This window comes from Agromyces sp. LHK192 (assembly GCF_004006235.1).
GTDB lineage: Bacteria > Actinomycetota > Actinomycetes > Actinomycetales > Microbacteriaceae > Agromyces.
The window spans coordinates 2,462,823-2,479,374 of record NZ_CP034753.1; the positions used below are offsets into that span (position 1 = coordinate 2,462,823).

General features: G+C 70.2%; 16 protein-coding genes, 1 pseudogene and 1 other annotated feature. Of the genes and pseudogenes, 6 read left to right on the forward strand and 11 right to left on the reverse strand.

Annotated elements, in window-relative coordinates:
* Positions 1-5: 5 nt before the first annotated feature.
* The 7 genes from ELQ40_RS11080 to kduI form a co-directional block, all read right to left on the reverse strand.
* The gene (locus ELQ40_RS11080) at positions 6-1,490 is read right to left on the reverse strand and encodes an aldehyde dehydrogenase family protein (RefSeq protein ID WP_127793739.1); all 1,485 of its coding nucleotides are present in this window, start codon (positions 1,488-1,490) and stop codon (positions 6-8) included.
* 71 nt (positions 1,491-1,561) lie between these two features.
* Positions 1,562-2,563 carry an ABC transporter permease gene (locus ELQ40_RS11085; RefSeq protein WP_127793740.1) on the reverse strand — a complete coding sequence of 334 codons (1,002 nt, stop codon included), beginning with the start codon at positions 2,561-2,563 and terminating at the stop codon, positions 1,562-1,564.
* Positions 2,563-4,101 (reverse strand): sugar ABC transporter ATP-binding protein, encoded by a 1,539-nt coding sequence (locus ELQ40_RS11090; RefSeq protein WP_127793741.1) that lies wholly within the window; start codon positions 4,099-4,101, stop codon positions 2,563-2,565. The genes ELQ40_RS11085 and ELQ40_RS11090 overlap by 1 nt, the downstream gene beginning before the upstream one ends.
* Positions 4,098-5,120: an ABC transporter permease gene (locus ELQ40_RS11095; protein ID WP_127793742.1), complete on the reverse strand. Its 1,023-nt coding sequence runs from the start codon at positions 5,118-5,120 to the stop codon at positions 4,098-4,100. Before ELQ40_RS11095 ends, ELQ40_RS11090 begins: the two co-directional genes overlap by 4 nt.
* A complete protein-coding gene (locus tag ELQ40_RS11100) occupies positions 5,120-6,217 on the reverse strand; it encodes a sugar ABC transporter substrate-binding protein (RefSeq protein ID WP_127793743.1) in 1,098 nt (365 codons plus the stop codon). The genes ELQ40_RS11095 and ELQ40_RS11100 overlap by 1 nt, the downstream gene beginning before the upstream one ends.
* A gap of 85 nt (positions 6,218-6,302) precedes the next feature.
* Positions 6,303-7,067, reverse strand: coding sequence for an SDR family oxidoreductase (locus tag ELQ40_RS11105; protein WP_240665749.1), 765 nt, complete (start codon positions 7,065-7,067; stop codon positions 6,303-6,305).
* On the reverse strand, positions 7,064-7,885 hold the full coding sequence (gene kduI, locus ELQ40_RS11110; protein ID WP_127793744.1) for a 5-dehydro-4-deoxy-D-glucuronate isomerase: 822 nt from the start codon (positions 7,883-7,885) through the stop codon (positions 7,064-7,066). Before kduI ends, ELQ40_RS11105 begins: the two co-directional genes overlap by 4 nt.
* Positions 7,886-8,005: 120 nt before the next feature.
* Here kduI and ELQ40_RS11115 point away from each other — a divergent pair, with 120 nt between their 5' ends.
* The 3 genes from ELQ40_RS11115 (at position 8,006) to ELQ40_RS11125 (ending at position 10,076) form a co-directional block, all read left to right on the forward strand.
* Positions 8,006-8,800, forward strand: a complete 795-nt coding sequence (locus ELQ40_RS11115; protein ID WP_127793745.1) for an IclR family transcriptional regulator — start codon at positions 8,006-8,008, stop codon at positions 8,798-8,800.
* A 29-nt stretch (positions 8,801-8,829) separates the two neighbouring features.
* Positions 8,830-9,060: a tautomerase family protein gene (locus ELQ40_RS11120; protein ID WP_127793746.1), complete on the forward strand. Its 231-nt coding sequence runs from the start codon at positions 8,830-8,832 to the stop codon at positions 9,058-9,060.
* Between the two features lie 161 nt (positions 9,061-9,221).
* Entirely contained in the window at positions 9,222-10,076 is an 855-nt protein-coding gene (locus tag ELQ40_RS11125) for a tryptophan-rich sensory protein (RefSeq protein WP_164863550.1), read from the forward strand.
* 52 nt (positions 10,077-10,128) lie between these two features.
* Here the strand turns inward: ELQ40_RS11125 and ELQ40_RS11130 are convergent, their stop codons facing one another.
* Positions 10,129-10,509 carry a DUF4406 domain-containing protein gene (locus ELQ40_RS11130; protein WP_240665750.1) on the reverse strand — a complete coding sequence of 127 codons (381 nt, stop codon included), beginning with the start codon at positions 10,507-10,509 and terminating at the stop codon, positions 10,129-10,131.
* Between the two features lie 47 nt (positions 10,510-10,556).
* On the opposite strand from ELQ40_RS11130, the gene ELQ40_RS11135 reads away from it, so the two are divergent.
* On the forward strand, positions 10,557-11,312 hold the full coding sequence (locus tag ELQ40_RS11135) for a DeoR/GlpR family DNA-binding transcription regulator (protein WP_127793747.1): 756 nt from the start codon (positions 10,557-10,559) through the stop codon (positions 11,310-11,312).
* Between the two features lie 115 nt (positions 11,313-11,427).
* Here ELQ40_RS11135 and ELQ40_RS11140 read toward each other — a convergent pair whose 3' ends face one another.
* The 3 genes from ELQ40_RS11140 to ELQ40_RS11150 are packed head-to-tail and all read right to left on the reverse strand — an operon-like array spanning position 11,428 to position 14,067.
* The gene (locus ELQ40_RS11140; RefSeq protein ID WP_127793748.1) at positions 11,428-12,000 is read right to left on the reverse strand and encodes a flavin reductase family protein; all 573 of its coding nucleotides are present in this window, start codon (positions 11,998-12,000) and stop codon (positions 11,428-11,430) included.
* A gap of 1 nt (position 12,001) precedes the next feature.
* Positions 12,002-13,054 (reverse strand): methionine synthase, encoded by a 1,053-nt coding sequence (locus ELQ40_RS11145; RefSeq protein WP_127793749.1) that lies wholly within the window; start codon positions 13,052-13,054, stop codon positions 12,002-12,004.
* A gap of 20 nt (positions 13,055-13,074) precedes the next feature.
* Complete coding sequence (locus tag ELQ40_RS11150) at positions 13,075-14,067, reverse strand: DUF1852 domain-containing protein (RefSeq protein ID WP_127793750.1); 993 nt, start codon at positions 14,065-14,067, stop codon at positions 13,075-13,077.
* A gap of 124 nt (positions 14,068-14,191) precedes the next feature.
* Between ELQ40_RS11150 and ELQ40_RS11155 the strand changes: the two genes are divergently transcribed.
* Both ELQ40_RS11155 and ELQ40_RS11160 read left to right on the forward strand, forming a co-directional pair.
* Positions 14,192-15,133: a LysR family transcriptional regulator gene (locus ELQ40_RS11155; RefSeq protein WP_127793751.1), complete on the forward strand. Its 942-nt coding sequence runs from the start codon at positions 14,192-14,194 to the stop codon at positions 15,131-15,133.
* A 139-nt stretch (positions 15,134-15,272) separates the two neighbouring features.
* A pseudogene (locus tag ELQ40_RS11160) lies at positions 15,273-16,535 on the forward strand (IS3 family transposase).
* Positions 15,571-15,705: a sequence feature (AL1L pseudoknot), on the forward strand. Its footprint overlaps the pseudogene before it by 135 nt.
* Positions 16,536-16,552 lie beyond the last annotated feature (17 nt).

Consider the following 16,552-nt stretch of genomic DNA (forward strand, 5'->3'; position numbering starts at 1 on the left):
CCGAGTCAGAGCTCGGCGATGACCGTCTTCAGCTCGGTGTAGTCCTCGAGCCCGAACGAGCCGAGCTCCCGACCCCAGCCCGACTCCTTGTATCCGCCGCGAGGCAGCGTGACGTCGTCGGCGTGCCACGAGTTGAGCCACACGGTCCCGGCCCGCAGGCGTCCGCCGACCCGGTGCGCGGTGCCGATGTCGCGCGACCAGACGCCGGCGGCCAGGCCGTACCGGGTGTTGTTCGCGAGCGCGACGGCCTCCTCCTCGGTGTCGAACGGGACCGCGGTGACCACCGGGCCGAAGATCTCGTCCTGCTGGATCGACATCTGCTCGCTCACGTCGGTGAAGACCGTCGGCCGCACGAAGTAGCCGCGGTCGCCGACGCGGGCACCGCCCTCGACGACGGTCGCGCCGTCGGCGACGCCGGCCTCGAGGTATCCGGTGACCTTCGCGAACTGTTCGTCGGAGATGAGCGGGCCCATGTCGGTGCGCTCATCGAGGGCGCTGCCGACGCGGATGCCCCTGGCGATCTCGGCGATGCCGGCGACGACCTCGTCGAACACCCCCCGCTGCACGTAGAGCCTGGAGCCGTTCACGCAGCACTGCCCCTGGTTGAAGAAGGCGGCGTGCGCCGAACCGGGAATCGCCTTGGCGAGGTCCGCGTCGTCGAAGACGAGGTTCGGGGCCTTGCCGCCGAGTTCGAGCGACACCTTCTTGAGGTTCCCGGCCGCGGCGGCGGCGATCTTCTTGCCCACCTCGGTCGACCCGGTGAACGCCACCTTGTCGACGTCGCGGTGGGCGACGAGGGCCGCGCCGGTGTCGCCGAAGCCGGGGAGCACGTTGACGACGCCCGCAGGCAGGCCGGCCTCGAGCAGCAGCTCGCCGAGGCGCAGGGCGCTCAGCGGCGTCTGCTCGGCGGGCTTGAGCACCACCGTGTTGCCGGCCGTGATCGCGGGGACGATCTTGAAGGCGGCCATGGTCAGCGGGAAGTTCCACGGCACGATCCCCGCGACGACGCCGATCGGTTCGCGCACCGTGTACGCGTGGAACTGCGCGGTGCGGCTGGAGAGCTGGATCGTCGTCCCCTCCATCTTGTTCGCCCAGCCGGCGAAGTAGCGGAAGAGCTCGGCAGCCGTCGCGACGTCGCCGTCGCGGGCTCCGACGAACGGCTTGCCGCCATCGAGCGCCTCGAGCTGGGCGAGTTCGTCGGCGTTCTCCTCGAGCAGGTCGGCGACCCTCCAGAGCAGGCGACCCCGCTCCCGCGGCGTGAACCGGCTCCATGCCGATCCGTGCTCGAACGCCCGCCGCGCGGCGGCGACGGCCCGGTCCACGTCCTCCGTCCCGGCCCGCGCGACGTGGGCGAGCACGTCCTCGGTGGCCGGGTCGACGGTCTCGAAGGTGCGGCCGTCGGCGGCGTCCCGCAGTTCGCCGTCGATGAGCAGGCGCCTCGGCGACGAGAGGAAGTCGGTGACGGTTCCGAGGATGGCCGTGTCGGTCATGGTGGTCCTTTCAGGTGACGGGGGTCCGTCGGCGGTGATGGCCAGGGTCGGTGGGTGCGGTCGGGTGCCGGTCATTTCACGAACGGCAGCTTCGAGCGATCGATGGTCAGGGCCACGGCGGCGATCACGAGCACACCATAGAAGATCTGCTCGTACGACGGGTCGACGCCCGCGACCGACAGTCCGACGCGCAGCACCGTGATGATGAGCACGCCGATGACCGTGCGGCCGATGCCGCCGAACCCGCCGGTGATCGCCGTTCCACCCACCACGATCGCGGCGACCACCGGCAGCAGGAGGGAGTCCGCGAGGCTCGGCGCCCCGCTGAACGTCCGGCCGACGAGCATGACGCCGGCGAACCCGGCGCACGCCCCCGACACGGTGAACGCCGCGATCTTCACCTGTGCGACGGGCGCGCCGGCGAGGAGGGCGGCGGGCTCGGAGCTGCCGATCGCGATCAGCCAGCGCCGGGCCGGGGTCAGGTGCAGCACGAGCGCGAACAGCGCGACGACGACGACCGCGATCACGACCGCGCTCGGGATGCGCGCGTCGGTCAGCCGCGTGAACGTCCAGTCGAGCGTCGTCCCGCTGACGCCGATCGTCGAGGCGCCGGATGCCACGAGCGCGATGCCCGACCACACGGCGAGCCCGCCGAGGGTGACGAGGAACGAGGGCACCTGGGCGACGACGTGCACGGCACCCTGCAGCAACCCGGCCGCCGCGCCGACGAGCACGACCGCCGGCACCGCCCACCCGTCGAGGATGGGGATCCAGAGCGCCACGAGTACCGACGACAGCGAGGCGAGCGCCGCGATCGAGAGGTCGATCCCGCCGCACAGGATCACGAGCATCGCCCCAGCGGCGAGGATCATGATCGGCACGGCGGAGTCGAGCGCGGTCCAGATGCTCGACGGCCGCAGGAAGTTCGGGTTCGCCACGCCGATCGCGACGACGAGCACCACGAGCACGACGATCGGCATGATCGTGAGCAGCATCCGTCGCCGCGACGCGCTGATGCGGCGCGGGACGTCGGCGACGACGGCCCAGGAGCCGGTCTTCTCGGATACGGACATCAGATCATCTGCTCCAGGACGTCGACGGGTGCGGGCTTGCGCTCGGGCGGTGCGTCGAGCATGGCGCTCACGCGGCCGTCGCGCATGACGAGCACGCGGTGGCTCATCGCGATGAGCTCCTCGAGGCTGTCGGCCATCAGGATGACGGCGACGCCCGAGGCCGTCAGTTCGTGGATGAGCCGGTACACCTCGCTCTTCGCGCCGACGTCGAGCCCGCGGGTGGGGTGGTCGAGGATCAGCAGCCGCAGCGAGTCCGACACCATCCATCGGGCGAGGACCGCCTTCTGCTGGTTGCCGCCGGAGAGCGATCCGATCGGGGCGGATGCCCCGGGCGTCCGGATGTGCAGTCGCTCGATCCATTCCTCGGCGAGCGCCCGCTCCCTGCCGCGGCGGAGCACGGGCCCCGCGCAGACCTCGTCGAGGTGGGGCAGCGTGATGTTCTCGGCCACCGACATGGACGCGACCATGCCCTCGCGACGCCGTTCGGCCGGGACGAACCCGACGTCGGCGGCGATCGCGGCGCGCGGCGATCGCAGGCGGGCGCGACGGCCGGACAGGGTGACCCGGCCGCTGCGGGCGGCGAGCGCCCCGAACAGCGCGCGGCACAGCTCCTCGCGGCCGGAGCCCTGCACGCCCGCGATGCCGAGCACCTCGCCGGCGTGGACGTCGAAGCCGACGTGGTCGCAGACGCCCTTGACGGTCAGGTCGTCGACGTGGAGCAGCACCTCCTCGCGCGGCGGGCGCTGGAACTCCTCGCCGTAGTGGCTGCCCTCGAGGTCGCGGCCGATCATGAGCCGGCGCAGCGTCTCCTCGTCGACCTCGCCGGGCGTGCATTCGGCGACCGTCTGCCCGTTGCGCAGGACGTAGACGCGGTCGGAGACGCGGAGCACCTCGTCGAGCCGGTGCGAGACGAACACGACGGATGCCCGGGCGCGGAGCCGCTCGATCTGCGCGAACAGCACCTCGGTCTCGTCGCGGTCGAGGACCGACGTCGGCTCGTCGAGCAGTACGACGGGTTCGTCGTTGGTGCGCTCCTCGGTCGCGAGGACCTTGGCGACCTCGACCATCTGCCGGTCGGCGAAGCTCAGCTCCTCGGTGATCGCCCTGGGCGAGATCTTCGAGCCGATCTTGTCGAGCTGCGCCTGGGCGCGCCGGTTGAGCTCGCCCCAGCGGTACAGGCCGCCGACGACGGCGGGGCCCTCGGCGGCGAGCAGGATGTTCTCGGCGACGGTGAGGTTCGGGATCAACGACTGCTCCTGGAACACCATGCCGATGCCGGCGGCGCCGGCCTGGGCGATGCCCCGCATGCGCACCGGCACGCCGCGCACCTCGATGGTGCCCTCGTCGGGCTGCACGAGGCCGATGAGGGTCTTCAGCAGGGTCGACTTGCCGGCGCCGTTCTCGCCGATGAGGCCGACGACCTCGTGCGGTCGCACCTCGAAGGTGACGCCGTCGAGCGCCGTCGTCTCGCCGAACGTCTTGCGCAGGTTGCGCACGGCGAGCGCGGGCGGGGCGGTGGGGTCCGTGGTCCCGGTCATTTCACCACCCGCAGTCGTTCGCGCAGCGGCCAGGCGGTGATGACCACCGCGACGACCACGATGAGGCCCTGCACGGCACGCTGCACGTAGGGGCTCACGCCGATGAGGACGAGGCCGTTGGCGAGGACGGTCACGATGAGCACGCCGACCACGGACTGCAGCACGCCGCCGCGGCCGCCCGAGAGCAGGGTTCCGCCGACGACGGCCGCGGTGATCGCGGCGAAGTTCTGCCCGACGCCGGCCTGGACGATGCCGGATCCGAGCTGCACGGTCACCATGACGCCGGCGAGTCCGTACGCCGCGCCGGCGAAGGTGAACGCGAGCGTCTTGTACCGGCGCACCGGCAGGCCCGACAGCACGGCGATCTCCTCCGCGCCGCCGATCGCTCGGGCATACCGGCCGAGCCGCGTGTAGCGCTGGATCAGGACGCCGACGACGACCACGGCGACCGCGACGAAGGTCAGCCGGGTGAGGCCGAGCCACTGGCCCGACGCCCATTCGGCGAGCTCCGGCGAGCGCAGCGTCGGTTGGACGCCGGCGAACAGCACGGTCGCGATGCCGATGCCGATCGCCGAGACGCCGAGCGTCGTCATGAACGACGGGATCTTCAGGCCCGTCGAGAGCATGCCGCTCGCGAGGCCGAAGCAGGCCCCGAGTGCGACCGCGGCCACGACGCCGAGGAATCCGAGGTCGATGTCGTTCCGGTTGTTCGCGACGAGGAGCGCGACGCTCAGCGCCGCAGTGGCCATCACGCCCTCGATCGACAGGTCGATCGCGCCCATGAGGAGCACGAACGTGAGGCCGACCGCGATCACGGCGAACACCGCGGCGGAGTCGAGGACGTTGCGCAGGTTGCCCCAGGTGAGGAACTGCGGGCTGAGCACCGCGAACACGGCGCACAGCAGCACGAGTGCCCCGAGGGGACCGAAGTCGGCCAGGAGCGTGGCGCGACGGTGCGCGCGGGAGGCGGCCCGCCCGGTCTCAGGCGGCGCGTGCTCGAGCCGGGCGGGCGCCGACATCAGTTGATCGGCCCGTCGACGCGGTCGAACAGGTTGCCGCACTCGAAGTCCTCGAGGTTCACCGAGGGCTCGAGGTTCTCCTCCGCGTTGTCGGCGGTGATGAGGGTCTGCTTCGCGTAGAAGGCGCGGTCCTCATCGCTGAGGTCGCCGACGGCGAGCTCGCCTGTGAGGGCGCAGTACCCCATGGCGAGGCCGATGCCGCCCTGCCAGGGTCCGTCGCTCGAGACCGTGGCGGTCATGTCGCCCGCGGCGATGGCCTCGACGGCCTCGGGCACGGCGTCGATGCCGACGACCTTGACCGTGCCCGCCTTGCCCGCCGCTTCGAGGGCCTGCAGCGCGCCGAGCGCCATGTCGTCGTTCGCCGCCCACACGCCGCCGATCGCGTCGCCGTGCTTGGTGAGCAGCGTCTTCGTGACGTTGAACGCCGTGGTGCGGTCGAAGTCGGCGGCCTGCTCGTCGAGCAGGGTGATGCCGGGGTTCTCGGCCAGCGCCTCCTCGAGCCCGGCGAACCGGTCCTTCGCAGCGCTCGTGTCGAGGATGCCCTGGAGGGCGATGATGCCGCCCTCGCCGCCCATCGCCTCGAACATGGTCTCGGCGATCTGCCGGCCCGAGTCGACGCCGTTGAACGTGATGTGCGAGATCCACGTGTCGTAGCCGTCCCACGGGTTCAGGTCGGCGGGCTTGTTCCAGTGGGTGACGAGGTAGGCGCCCGCGGCGTCGGCCTCCTTCACGATCGGCGTCGTGTCCGAGTCGCCGTTCGGGAGCACGTTCAGCACCATGCACTCGGCGTTGCCGGTGCTGAGCGCCTGGCGCAGCTGATCCTGCTGCTTCGGAGACTCGCCGTCGTAGGTGAGTCGCGTCTGCTCGAGGCCGACGGACTCGGCGAAGGCGTCGCCGCCGTCGAGCCACGCCTTCTCGTACGGGTTGGTCTCGTTGCGGACCTGCCCGATGAGCGTGATGTCCTCGGGCGCGCACGCCCCGGCTGCGGCGTCGCCGCCGCCGGTGCCTTCGCTCGCGCAACCGGCGAGCGCGAGCACCGCGAGGCCGGCCGTCGCGAACGCGACGATGCGCCCGCGATTCCTGGCTGTGGTGATCATGTGATGCTCCTGTTCAGGTGTCAGGTGTGGTGGTGCATGAGGTGGTGGTGGTGCGTGGTGCGTGGTGGTGCAGTGGGTGGCCTGGTCAGCGGGACATCCACCCGCCGTCGACGACGAGCGTGTGTCCGGTGACGTAGTCGGATGCCGGTGCCGCGAGGAAGACCGCCGCCCCGACGATGTCGGGCGGTCGGCCCCATCGGCCGGTGGGGATGCGCGCGAGGATCTCGGCCTCGCGGGCCGGGTCACTGCGGAGCGCCGCGGTGTTGTCGGTGGCGATGTAGCCGGGGGCGATCGCGTTGACCTGCACGCCGCGCGGGGCCCATTCGTTCGCGAGGGCGCGGGTGAGGCCGACGATGGCGTGCTTGCTGGCGGTGTAGCTCGCGACGTCCTTGCCGCCCTGGAACGAGAGGAGGCTGGCGATGTTGATGATCTTGCCGCGACCCCGGTCGAGCATGCCCGCGGCGACCCAGCGGCTGAGCAGCCTCGGCGCGTCGAGGTTGACGGTCATCACCTCGTCCCAGTCGGCGTCGGCGGCGTCGAGGAACGCGGCGCGCCGGATCACGCCCGCGCAGTTGACGAGCACGTCGACGTCGGTCCGTTCGGCGAACTCGTCGATCGTGGTGCGGAGGCCGGCGAGATCCCCGAGGTCGGCGTCGACGACGTCCACAGGGCGCCCGGCCGCGGCGATCTCGTCGGCCGTCGCCGCCGTCGAGCCGTTGCGGCCGAGGAGCACGAGGCCGGCTCCCGCGTCGGCGAGGCCGAGCGCAATGGCCCGGCCGATGCCGCGACCCGCGCCGGTGACGAGCGCCGTCCGGCCCTCGAGCGAGAACAGCGTGGCCGTCGCGGTCACCGGAGGTCCTCGACGGGCACGGGCGCGAGGTCGCCGTAGTCGCGGTTGTCGCCGGCCATCGCCCAGACGAAGGCGTAAGCCCCGGTGCCGACGCCGGTGTGGATCGACCAGCGCGGCGCGATGACGCCCTCCTCGTTGCGGACGACGAGGTGGCGGGTGTGTGCGGGCTCGCCCATCAGGTGGACGACGCGGGCGTCGTCGGCCAGGTCGAAGTAGAGGTAGATCTCGGTCCGGCGTTCGTGGAGGTGCGGCGGGTAGGTGTTCCACACCGATCCGGGGTGGATCACGGTGACGCCGAACTGCAGGACGCTCGAGGCGACGGGCCCTCCGCCCCAGACGTACCGGTGCAGGGCGCGGCGCCCCGCGCCGTCCTCAGAGCCGAGCTCGACGGGCTCGCTGTCGGCGAACGGGATCCGGACCGTGGGGTGGGCGACCTCGGCGACGGCCGAGACGAGGGAGAAGCGGGCGCCGTCGCCGCGGAAGGCGAGAGCCGCTCCGCGCCCGGCGTACAGGCCGTCTCGATGCTCGAGGCGGTGCACGGCGCCGTCGACCAGGACCTCGCCGGCTTCGCCGAGGTTCACGATGCCGAACTCCCGGCGGGCGAGGCCGCCCTCGCCGAGTGCGGGGATCTCGCCGAGTCCGAGCTCGACGTCGCCGGTCGGCACGATGCCGGCGACGAGCATGCGATCCTCCGCGGTGTGCAGGGTTCGAACTTCTCCCGAAGCGAACAGGTCGTCGATCAGGTAGGCGTCGCGCAGTTCCTGCGTCGTCGCGGCACGAGCCCCGGCCGGGCTCGTGCTGTGGCGGTCTCGGTTCACCGAAGGCTCCATCCTCATCCTTGAACGATGTTCGCTAGCTTGTACGCCAGACGGTAGGCTATGGTGAACGTCGAGTCAAGTATGAGAATGCCGTTCGGCATTTCGAACAGGGAGTCAGCGATGACCGAACCGATCTCCGCCGCAGACGAGCCCGACTTCGTGCCCGTGAAGTCGGCTGATCGAACCCTCGAGATCCTCGAGAGCCTCGCGAGCGGCGCGGCGGGGCTGGGCGAGCTCGCGTCGCGGCTGCGCATCCCGAAGTCGAGCCTGCACAGCATCCTGCGCACGCTCGAGCACCGCGGCTGGGTCGAGGCCGACGCCTCGCGATCGACCTACCGCCTCGGCATGAGCGCGCTGCTCATCGGCTCCTCGTACGTCGACCAGGACCCGACGGTGCTGCGCACCTCCGAGGTGATGGACGCACTCGCCGCCGACACGGGCGAGACCGTGCACCTGGCCCGTCTCGAGTTCCCCGACGTCGTCTACATGGCCAAGCGCGAGTCGGTGCATCCGCTGCGCATGTTCTCCGCGATCGGCCGGCGCCTGCCCGCGCACGCGACCGCCCTCGGCAAGGTGACGCTTGCCGAACTGCCCGACGCCGCCGTGCGCAAGCTGGTGCCCGAGACCCTTCCGGCGTCGACCGCGCACACCATCACCTCGCGCGACGCACTCATCGACCACCTCGCACACGTGCGCGAGGTCGGCTACGCCGTCGACGCCGAGGAGGCCGGCATCGGCATGCGCTGCTTCGCCGTCGCGCTGCCGTTCCAGCATCCGTCGAAGGACGCCATCAGCTGCTCCGTGCCGCTCGCCCGCCTCGACGACGAGAAGGAACGCGCGATCATCGACCTGCTCTTCGAAGCCAGGGACCGACTCAGCCGCCAGTTCGGCGGCCGCCGCCTCACCGCGAGCTGAGTCTTCGCACCGATACGAGAGGAACCCCCATGCCCAACATCCGCGTCGAACTCCTGCCCGGCCGCACCGTCGACCAGCGCCGCGACTTCGCCGAGCAGGTGACGCAGGCCGCCGTCAGCGCGCTCGGCGCCCGGCAACAGGACGTGCGCATCATGTTCGAGGAGGTCAAGGCCGACTTCGTCGCGAACGGCGGCGTGCTCGCGAGCGAGGACGACTCGCGCGCCGGCGTCGTGTCGCGGTTCGGGGGCGCGGCGCAGTAGGGGCGGCCTCCGGCTATCCGATGCGCGGCATGCGCCTCGCGAGCGGTTCGTGGGCGGCGGAGCGCGTTCGGGCCGGATGTCAACGGTCACCCGGATCGTCGCCGACCGTGTCAGGGTGCACGAACGGTGCGCACCGCATCGTCGGACGAAGGGACCCGGACATGAGCGCGACCACCTCGAACCCCGCAGGCGCCCGATCGATCGACGGACGCGACGTGTTCCGTCAGGTCGGCGTGCTCGTCAGCTCGGTGCTCGCCATCGTGGCGGCGTTCATCGGGTCGGGGGTGATCGTCGGGACACCGATCCAGGATGCCGCGGGCGGTTCGCTCGACGCCGACTCGACGCTGATCGCGCCGGGCACCGGCGCGTTCCGCATCTGGAGCGTGATCTACGTCGGCATGCTCGCCTACGCGATCTGGCAGGCCCTGCCCGCCCAGCGCGCCGACGAACGCCAACGGCGCATCGGGTGGTGGGTCGTGGCCTCGCTCGTGCTCAACGCGTTGTGGATCGCCGTCGTGCAACTCGACCTGCTCGCACTGAGCCTGCCGGTGATCGCGGTGCTGCTCGCCGTGCTCTGCCGGCTCTTCGTGCTGCTTCGCCGGTCGGCGGCCAAGGACCGCGTCGAGACCGTCGTCGCCGACGGCTCGATCGGCCTGTACCTCGGATGGGTGATCATCGCGACGGTGGCGAATACCACCGCCGTGCTCGTCGCAGCCGGATTCGACGGCTTCGGGCTCGCCCCGGAGATCTGGGCCGGCGCAGTACTCGCCGTCGCCGGTGCGATCGGGATCGCGCTCGCCGTCTGGGGCGGCGGCCGGATCGCACCGACCCTCTCGCTGTGCTGGGGCATCTGCTGGGTCGCGATCGCCAGGATCACCGACGAGCCGTACTCGGTGGCGACCGGCGTCGCCGCACTCGTCGCCGCGGCACTCGTGATCGCCGCGACCGTGTACGCACGGGTGCGGCATGATCGGGCGGAGCGCGGTGGGAGCGTCGAGCGCGCATCGGCAGCGTGAGCGTCCACCGACGAACCATCGGGTTAGCTCTGCGCAGCGTCATCCGGCCGGGTCACCCGGCTGACACCGATGCACCCGGAACCTCGTCGAGGGAGTGGTACACCGGGATGCCCCGCTCACGTGCGATCGCGACGTCCTGATCCGCGCCGCGCGAGTCGCCCGGCAGGCGCAGCACGGCGTCGCAGTGCTGGAGCAGGCGTTCGGCGGTCGGGTACATCACCTCGGCCGCGAGCGGATCGGCAGACCCGCTCGCCCCCGCGCTGGCGAGGACCGGCAACGCCACCCACTCGCCGATCATCGGCACGTGGCCGGCTCGGAAGATGGGCCAGGCCGCTTCCTCCAGGCGCCTCAGGTTCCGTGCCATCAGCTCGGGGTCGCCATCGGTGCCGGATGCGTAGGGACCGGCGATCAGGATCAACATGGGCTTGCTCATTGTCGGTACAATACAGCAAGAACGTGCAAGATCAGGAAGGAACACGGATGCTCGCTGCGGCCCGCAAAGACCTGCTCCTCGAGCGACTGCGCATCGACGGGCGCATCGTCGCCAAGGAGATCGCCGCGGAGCTGGGCCTGTCGGAAGACAGCATCCGCCGGGATCTGCGCGAGCTCGACTCGCTCGGCCTGGCCGTGCGCGTCTACGGCGGCGCACTCCCCGCCTCCCCCGCCGTGGCCGACTACGCCTCGCGCGTCACGGTGGCACCCGAAAGCAAGCGGCGCGTGGCTGCCGCCGCCGCCGCACTGATCGAGCCGGGAGCGACCGTCATCCTCGACGGAGGAACCACGACCCTGGCGATGGTCGACGCGCTGCCCAGGGCATTCCACGGCACCGTCATCACGCACAGTCCGACGATCGCCGCCGCCCTGATCGACCACGAGGCCGACGTGTTCCTCATCGGCGGCCGGCTGTTCAAGCACTCCGCCGTCGCCTGCGGGGCCGCGGCGATCGAGGCCGCGAACCGGATCAGCGCCGACCTCTTGTTCCTCGGCGTCACGGGCATCCACCCCACCGCGGGGCTCACCACCGGCGATGCCGATGAAGCCGCGATGAAGCGCGCCCTCGCATCCCGTGCCGCCGATACGTACGTGCTCGGCAGCGAGGAGAAGTTCGGCACCGCCTCCCGCTACGGCGTCCTGTCGTTCGACCAGGTCGCCGGCGTCATCACCGACACGCCGGCGAACGACCCGACGGCACGCGAACTCACCGAAGCCGGCGTGAACGTCATCCACGCAGGCTGAGCCATGCCGCGGTTCGGGGCGCGGCGCAGGAGCCGTCGAATGCCGCCTCAGCGAGCTCGTCGCCGAACATCGGGGCCGGGCGCGACACCGGGCGTCGGAGTCGGCGCCCGGCGGGTCAGCCCTCGATCCGGGAGTGCGCACCGAGACGGTGCCACGTGCGGTTGTGGTAGACCAGTGCGTCGCCGGGCCCGCCGGCGTGGGCGTCGCGCTCGATGTGGGACTGGAGCGCGTGCGCGGCGATGACCGTGGAGGTCCCGGCATCCATGCGGTCGATGACCGCGCAGCGCACCCAGGCGCGCACATCGCGGTACACCGGCTCCCCGGTCACCAGCCGCGACCAGCGGTGCGTGTCGGCGAAACGATCGATCCCGCGCGCTGCGCCGAGCTTCGCCAACTCGACGTCGTTCGCGTCCAGGAAGTGCACGACGACCGTCTCGGCGCGGGAGAGCACGTCGGATGCCGACGACAGCGCCGAGATCGAGAAGATCAACAACGGCGGCTCGGCGCTCACCGAGGAGACCGACGACGCGGTCAGCGCGACGGGACCGTCGCCCGCGTCGGCCGTGATGACGGCGACTCCACCGGGATGCCCGCGGAAGACCGCCTTGAAGTCTTCCGCGGACAGCGAGGACGTGAAGCCGGGTTTCGGCGTCGCGGTCCAGGCGTCGGTCGGGTACGCGTGGAACACGTCACGACACCAGCGCGGACGAGGGGACGCGTGCGAGTTCGTCCCGGACGATCCGAGCACCCGCGCTGAGCGCGCTCAGCTTGCCCAGCGCGACATCCCGCGGGAACGGCGCCATGCCGCAGTTCGTGCTGGGGATGAGCTTGTCGACATCGACGAACGCGAGGGCCTTCCGGAGGGTGTCGGCGACCTCTTCCGGCGACTCGACCTCCTCGCTCGCGACGTCGATCGCGCCGAGCATGACCTTCTTGCCGCGGATGAGCTCGACGAGGTCCATCGGCACGTGCGAGTGGTGCGACTCGAGCGAGACCGTGTCGATCGACGACTCCCGCAGCAGCGGGAACGACTCCTCGTACTGCCGCCACTGCGACCCGAGGGTCGCCTTCCAGTCCGTGTTGGCCTTGATCCCGTAGCCGTAGCAGATGTGCACGACCGTCTCCGCACGCAGTCCTTCGGCTGCCCGCTCGAGCGCAGCGACCCCCCAGTCCTTGAGGTCGTCGAAGAAGACGTTGAACGCCGGCTCGTCGAACTGGATGATGTCTACGCCCGCCGCCTCCAGCTCCCGCGCCTCCTGGTTGAGGATCGTCGCGAACTCCCAGGCCAGCTTCTCGCGACTGCCGTAGTGGGCGTCGTAGAGCGTGTCGATCATCGTCATGGGTCCGGGGAGCGCCCACTTGATCGGAAGGTCGGTGAGCGTGCGGAGGAACCGCGCGTCCTCGACGAACACGGGTCGCTCGCGCCGGACTGCGCCGGTGACGGTCGGCACGCTCGCGTCGTAGCGATCGCGGATGCGCACGGTCCTGCGGTTCTCGAAGTCGACGCCGCTGAGATGCTCGATGAACGTCGTGACGAAGTGCTGTCGGGTCTGCTCGCCGTCGCTGATGATGTCGATGCCCCGGCGCGTCTGCTCCTGGACGGCGATGCGCAGCGCGTCCTGCTTGCCTTCGACGAGGGCATCGCCCTCGAGCTTCCACGGCGACCAGAGGACCTCGGGCTGTGCGAGCCACGACGGCTTGGGCAGGCTGCCGACGATCGAGGTGGGGAGGTACGTGTCCATGTCCGAGGATGCTCCGCCGGTCATCCGACGGGAAGGGGGCGGTTGCCGGCCCACTGCTCGAGCACGTCGCGGTGCGGCGTGATGAAGTGCTCGTCGGTGAACGCACCCTGCGTCACGGCCAGCTGACTGCGCTCGACGCGGTCGTACGCGATGTCGGTCCGCGAGTAGTCCTGCGCCTCGAGGCTCGGCCGGTAGACCGGCGGGGCGGCGGCGTTGGCGTTGTAGACCTCGGGGCGGTAGATCTTCTGGAACGTCTCCATCGTGCTGATCGTGCCGATCAGCTGCAGGTCGGAGTAGTCGTTGAGCAGGTCGCCGCGGTGGTAGAACGCGAGCGGCGCCACGGCGCCGCACGGCATGAAGTACCGGACCTTCAGCCCCATCTTCGCGAAGTACTGGTCGGTGAGCGAGAACTCCTCCTGCTGGTACTCGACGCCGAGCACCGGGTGCTCGTTCGCGGTGCGGTGGTACGTCTTGCTCGTGGACACGCTGATGCAGATCACGGGCGACTGCGTGAAGCGCTCCTGGTAGGCCTCGGAGTCGAGGAAATGCTGGAACAGCTTGCCGTGGAGGTCCCCGAAGTCGTCGGGGATGGTGGGTTTCGTCGTGTCGGCGTTCACCGCCGGAAGGCGCACGCTGAAGTCGTAGTCACGGACGTACGACGAGAAGTTGTTCCCCACGATCCCGTGGCGACGGACGCCCGTGCGACGGTCGACGATCTGCACGTCGAGCACCTCGAGCAGCGGGAACTGCTGGTCGGCGCCTTCCGCGGCGAACCGCAGTTCCACGGAGACGATGTCGAGCTGCACCGTGTAGCGGTCGCCGTTCGGATTGTCCCAGTGCGCGAGGTCGTTGAACCGGCGATCGATCATGGTCAGCGTGTTCCGGAGGTTCTGCTGACGATGCTCACCTCGCGCCAGGTTCGCGAAGTTCGTGGTGGCCCGGGAACTCTCCGACGGGGTGTAGCCCTCGTCGAAGCGGGTGGTGGTGATGCCGTACGTGAACTCGTCTGCCATGCGTGGCCAATCCGTGGGTGTCGATCGGCCGGGCTCGGCCTGCAGAAGCGCTGCAGCCATCGTGCAGGCATCGGACGGATATCGGGTAACTCGGCGCGACTATGCATGCATATAGGGTTTGCCTATGCCCCGGGACACGAACGGCGTGACGCTGCAACAGCTCCACTACTTCATCGAGGTGGCGGCGGAGGGGTCGATCTCCGCGGCGGCCGACGTGCTCTACGTCGCACAGCCGACGATGTCCGCCGCGATGAAGGACCTCGAGACCCGGGTGGGCCGCGCGCTCCTCACCCGCTCGGCCCGCGGCGTCAGCCTCACCCCCGACGGCGCGGAGTTCCTCGGGTACGCGAGACAGGTCGTCGAGCAGGTGGCGCTGCTCGAACAGCGCTACCTCGGTCGACCGCCGTCGCGACGCCTGCTCGGGGTGTCGGCCCAGCACTACTCGTTCGTGGTCGATGCGTTCGTCCGGATGGTCAAGCGCACCGGGGCGGCCGAGTACGAGTTCTCGCTGCGTGAGACCCGCACCTGGGACATCATCGAGGACGTCCGGACCCTGCGCAGCGAGCTCGGCATCCTCTACCGCAACGACTTCAACCGCAAGGTCATCGACAAGCTGCTGCGGGACTCCGGGCTCGTCTTCCACCCGCTCTTCCTCGCCGAGCCGCACATCTTCATCTCGCGGAACAACCCGCTCGCCGCTCGGGACCGTGCGACCCTCGCCGATCTCGCCGACCTGCCGCGGCTCACGTTCGACCAGGGGGCGAACAACTCCTTCTACTTCGCCGAGGAGATCCTCTCGACCCTGTCGAGCGCGCAGGAGATCCGGGTGTCCGACCGGGCGACGATCTTCAACCTGATGATCGGGCTCGACGGCTACACGATCTCGACGGGAATCATCAGCGACGAACTCGACCCCGAGATCGTGGCCATCCCGCTCGAGGTCGACGAGCGCATCGAGATCGGCTGGATCGGCCACGCCGCGATTCCGCTCACCGACCAGGCGCAGCGCTACCTCTCGGAGGTGCGGGCTGTCGTCGCCGGGTTCGGCGTCGAGGTGCTCGGGTAACGTCGAGCGGCGCGACCGCGACGCATCGCTCCGTCGAGCCATGCCGCGGTCCGCCGGCTGGACAACCGGTTCGTGCGCGTGCCTGTGAAGCGCTCTGGGTCTTTTGGAGGCTCTTGACCTTGGAAACGAGGATGGGGTTATGCCGAGAGAACAGGCGCCTGGGAGCCGACGACGCGTCGCTACTCGATCGAGGAGAAGGCCGCAGCGGTGCGGATGGTCAGGACGCTGCGGGCTGAGCTCGGCGTCACGCAGGGCACGGTGCAGCGAGTCGCGTCGCAGCTCGGCTATGGCGTCGAGTCGGTGCGGACCTGGGTCAAGCAGGCCGATATCGACGAGGGCGTCGCACCCGGGGTGAGTACGGCTGAGGCGGCTCGGGTGCGCGAGCTGGAGCAGGAGGTCCGCGAGTTGCGTCGGGCGAACGAGGTGCTCAAGCGGGCGGCGTCTTTCTTCGGGGCGGAGCTCGACCGCCACTACCGGAAGTAGTCGCGTTCATCGACCAGAACAAGGACGACCTGGTGGGCGGTCGCCGGCTCGGGGTCGAGCTCATCTGCAGGTTGCTGCGGGTGGCTCCGAGCAGCTACTACGCCGTGAAGACCCGGGTCCCGTCGGCACGTGCGGTACGGGACGAGGAGCTGATCCCGCGGCTGGTCGCCCTGTGGGAGTCGAACTACCGCGTGTACGGGGTCCGCAAGCTATGGAAGGCCGCCCGCCGCGCTGGGGTCATGATCGGCCGGGACCAGAACGCCGGCTGATGCGGGCGGCGGGGATCGAGGGCGCCAGACGGTCCAAGCGAGTGAAGACGACGAAGCCGGATCCAACCTCGGCCAGGCATCCGGATCTGGTGCAGCGCCAGTTCACCGCGACCGTCCCGAACCGGCTCTGGGTGACGGACCTGACGTTCGTGCCAACCTGGACCGGCGTGGCGTACGTGTGCTTCATCATCGACGCGTACTCGCGGATGATCGTGGGGTGGCGGGTCGCGTCGCACATGCGCACCGAGATGGTGCTCGACGCGATCGAGATGGCCCGCTGGTCCCGCGGTCGACATCACGCCGACCTGCGGTGTCACAGCGATGCGGGCAGTCAATTCACCTCCATCCGCTACGGCGAGCGGCTGGCCGAGATCGGCGCCACGCCCTCGATCGGGACCGTCGGTGACTCGTACGACAACGCCCTCGCCGAAACCGTGAACGGGTACTACAAGGCCGAACTTGTCCGCGGGCCCGCCCGATCGGGGCCGTGGAAGACGGTCGAGGACCTCGCGCTCGCGACGCTCGGCTGGGTGCACTGGCACAACATCGAGCGCCTGCATGGCTACCTCGGCGACGTGCCGCCGGTCGAGTTCGAGACGGCGTTCTATGCTGTCCAAGCCGACCGCGACGAGCCGGTCGGAATCAAATAGCGCGAGTCTCCATCAGA

Coding starts and splice junctions, on each gene's coding strand:
- ELQ40_RS11090 (WP_127793741.1), bottom strand. CDS start 4,101: ATGACCGGGACCACGGACCCCACCGCCCCGCCCGCGCTCGCCGTGCGC.
- ELQ40_RS11135 (WP_127793747.1), top strand. CDS start 10,557: ATGCTCGCTGCGGCCCGCAAAGACCTGCTCCTCGAGCGACTGCGCATC.
- ELQ40_RS11120 (WP_127793746.1), top strand. CDS start 8,830: ATGCCCAACATCCGCGTCGAACTCCTGCCCGGCCGCACCGTCGACCAG.
- ELQ40_RS11080 (WP_127793739.1), bottom strand. CDS start 1,490: ATGACCGACACGGCCATCCTCGGAACCGTCACCGACTTCCTCTCGTCG.
- ELQ40_RS11115 (WP_127793745.1), top strand. CDS start 8,006: ATGACCGAACCGATCTCCGCCGCAGACGAGCCCGACTTCGTGCCCGTG.
- ELQ40_RS11130 (WP_240665750.1), bottom strand. CDS start 10,509: ATGAGCAAGCCCATGTTGATCCTGATCGCCGGTCCCTACGCATCCGGC.
- ELQ40_RS11100 (WP_127793743.1), bottom strand. CDS start 6,217: ATGATCACCACAGCCAGGAATCGCGGGCGCATCGTCGCGTTCGCGACG.
- ELQ40_RS11125 (WP_164863550.1), top strand. CDS start 9,222: ATGAGCGCGACCACCTCGAACCCCGCAGGCGCCCGATCGATCGACGGA.
- ELQ40_RS11155 (WP_127793751.1), top strand. CDS start 14,192: ATGCCCCGGGACACGAACGGCGTGACGCTGCAACAGCTCCACTACTTC.
- ELQ40_RS11085 (WP_127793740.1), bottom strand. CDS start 2,563: ATGTCCGTATCCGAGAAGACCGGCTCCTGGGCCGTCGTCGCCGACGTC.
- ELQ40_RS11145 (WP_127793749.1), bottom strand. CDS start 13,054: ATGGACACGTACCTCCCCACCTCGATCGTCGGCAGCCTGCCCAAGCCG.
- ELQ40_RS11150 (WP_127793750.1), bottom strand. CDS start 14,067: ATGGCAGACGAGTTCACGTACGGCATCACCACCACCCGCTTCGACGAG.
- ELQ40_RS11095 (WP_127793742.1), bottom strand. CDS start 5,120: ATGTCGGCGCCCGCCCGGCTCGAGCACGCGCCGCCTGAGACCGGGCGG.